Source organism: Actinomycetota bacterium, assembly GCA_030682655.1.
GTDB lineage: Bacteria > Actinomycetota > Coriobacteriia > Anaerosomatales > JAUXNU01 > JAUXNU01.
The window spans coordinates 1-2,381 of sequence record JAUXNU010000036.1 but is presented as its reverse complement, the minus strand read 5'-3'; the positions used below and the strand labels follow the sequence as shown (position 1 = coordinate 2,381).

Here is a 2,381-nt window from a genome sequence, read left to right as displayed (position 1 = left end):
CTGTTGAGAGTCGGTCTCGCTTCTGCGTCGCAGGGTGTTGTGCGTGCGAAGGAGGAGAGTCTCACGCTACTGGCGCGGGGGTACGTTCTCGCCCCAGTCGATGCGGCCGTTGTCCCGCCAGTCGATGATGTGCCAGATCTCGTGCTTGAGGATCCTGCTGAGGCTTGCGGTGTGCGTCGGGCTGATGACGATCCGGCCGCTCTTGTAGTACGCCACTGCCTGGTGTCCGTCCGGGGTCGTACCGATGGAGACTGTGACTCCGGCAAGCACTGGGTGCTGGGAGATGAGGCCGGCGAGAATCGCGCGAGCCTCGGAGAGATCGTCGGTTGCCGCCACGCTGCGCTTGGTCGGGGTGCTCGCCGAAGACGTGCTCGCCTTTGCGGCACCGGCCACCGTGGTCGCGGAGAGGGTCATGCGGGGGGCGACCGGCGCAGGGGCGGCGGCCTTGGGGGATGCCGTCTGCACGGCGGCGGTCTCGGCCTTCACCGCGACGGGGGTGAGGCTCTTGGCGACCTTCACGACCGGGGCTGGCTTGGCTTCGAGTCTGGAAGCGAACTTGACGGCCACCGTCGCGCTGGCCGGAGCGGCACCGAGTGCGCCCGCAACTGCGGGGGCAGCCGCGAGTGCGATGGCGACGGCTGCTGCGATGGGAGCCAGGCGGGAGATCCGCGTTGTCTTCGTCATGATCATCGTCACACACACCCCTGTTCGAGCCCTTGATGCACATCGGTCCCGGCTCCTCCCTTTTCGCTTTGGGTGGAACCGGGGCCGTATGGCCTTCGGTCTCGAACCCGGTGGTCCGGCTGTCGTGGGAAGGTGACCCTTCCGTTAGACCCGTGACTTTGCGAAGCCAGCCTTTCGACCGGCGGTGCCTTTGTCGGGGAGCATGTCGCGATGTGCGGTTTTCAATCTTCACCTGAACTATCGGTACCCGGGGCTACAATCTTTACGACGAATCTGTAATCTCCGTCACATATTTCGTGTGACGGAAACAACAACTAGAGCACGACGGCCCGTCCGGACGACGCGCGGGAGGAAGGGGACGCAGTGACCGAGATTGCAATCGCAGGTCCGCGTGTCCCGAGAGCGCTCGCGCGGACCGCGGCGAGGACCCTTGGCAACGTGTTTCTCGGCGTTGCGCTGGGGCTCACGGTCTACTACACCGTCACCAACATTCGCGCGTCTGTCTCGCAGCGAACGCTGCGCGGCGAGCTCGACTCGCTCGGCGCGGTCTCGGCTGCCCGTCCCGAGAGACTACTCGAGAGTGACGGCAAGCCGGTGCTCGATTTCAGCGGGTGGGCGGAACAGGACCGCGCGTACTGGCTCGGTGTGCCCGATGGCGGTATCTTCGGCAGGCTCGTGATTCCAGGAATGGCGCTCGACACTGTAGTCGTGAAGCATGCGACCCGCGCCACGCTCAAGAGGGGTCCGGGTTGGATTGGCTTCACGGACCTGCCTGGCCCCACGGGCAATGTCGGGATCTCTGGGCATCGCACGACCTTCGGGGCGCCCTTCCGCCGCCTCGACGTTCTTGCTGCCGGTGATACGATTGACTTCTACTCGCCGTACCGGCGCTACCGGTACCGGGTGGTCAGGACGTTTCAAGTGACGCCGGACCGCGTGGATGTCGTGGCACATACCGAGGAGCCCATGCTTACGCTCACCGCGTGCCATCCACCCTACAGCGCGCGCTACAGGCTCATCGTTCAGGCGATACTCGACGACGTGCGAGTGCTCGCGGACGCGCCCGCGCCAGGTAAGCAGTAGGAAGCAGGGTCCGATGCGCATTCTTGTCACCGGAGGGGCTGGCTTCATCGGCAGCAATCTCGTGCATGCGCTTTCAGGTGAGCACGAGGTCGGCGTGATCGACGATCTGTCGACCGGCTCCATCGAGGATCTCCACCCTGCGGCGTGGTTTCGCAAGCTCGATATCCTCGATCCGGCGTTTCCCGCCCTGATCGCCGAGTTCGGCCCGCATGCCGTGGTCCATCTCGCGGCACAGGCGAGCGTGACCGAATCGTTGCGCGACCCGGAACGGGACTGGCAGGTCAACGCCGAGGGCACCCGCATGGTTGCGGCTGCCGCTGCGGCTGCAGGCGCGAAGCGGATGATCTCGGCCTCTTCGGCGGCCGTCTACGGCGAGCCGTCGGTGGTGCCGCTTTCGGAAGACGCGCACAAGGCGCCTGCGAATCCCTACGGTCGCTCGAAGCTTGCCGCGGAGCAGTTTCTCGCCGAGGAGATCGTGTCCACGGCTGTTGATTTCGCGAGCTTCCGCTTCAGCAACGTGTATGGTCCGAGGCAGGACTGGCGAGGCGAGGGCGGCGTGGTTGCGATCTTCTGCGCGCGACTCGCGGCCGGCGAGCGCCCGATCATCTTCGGTG

3 protein-coding genes and 1 riboswitch are annotated in these 2,381 nt (G+C 65.6%); of the genes, 2 read left to right on the top strand and 1 reads right to left on the bottom strand.

Annotation, left to right across the window (positions count from 1 at the left end):
* Positions 1-66 precede the first annotated feature (66 nt).
* The gene (locus Q8K99_02055) at positions 67-696 is read right to left on the bottom strand and encodes a hypothetical protein (GenBank protein ID MDP2181339.1); all 630 of its coding nucleotides are present in this window, start codon (positions 694-696) and stop codon (positions 67-69) included.
* Positions 697-790: 94 nt separating this feature from the next.
* Positions 791-883, bottom strand: a riboswitch (cyclic di-GMP riboswitch).
* Positions 884-1,047: 164 nt separating this feature from the next.
* On the opposite strand from Q8K99_02055, the gene Q8K99_02050 reads away from it, so the two are divergent.
* Both Q8K99_02050 and Q8K99_02045 read left to right on the top strand, forming a co-directional pair.
* Entirely contained in the window at positions 1,048-1,767 is a 720-nt protein-coding gene (locus Q8K99_02050) for a class E sortase (GenBank protein ID MDP2181338.1), read from the top strand.
* 13 nt (positions 1,768-1,780) lie between these two features.
* The coding region (locus tag Q8K99_02045; GenBank protein MDP2181337.1) for an NAD-dependent epimerase/dehydratase family protein at positions 1,781-2,381 on the top strand (601 nt) is incomplete at its 3' end.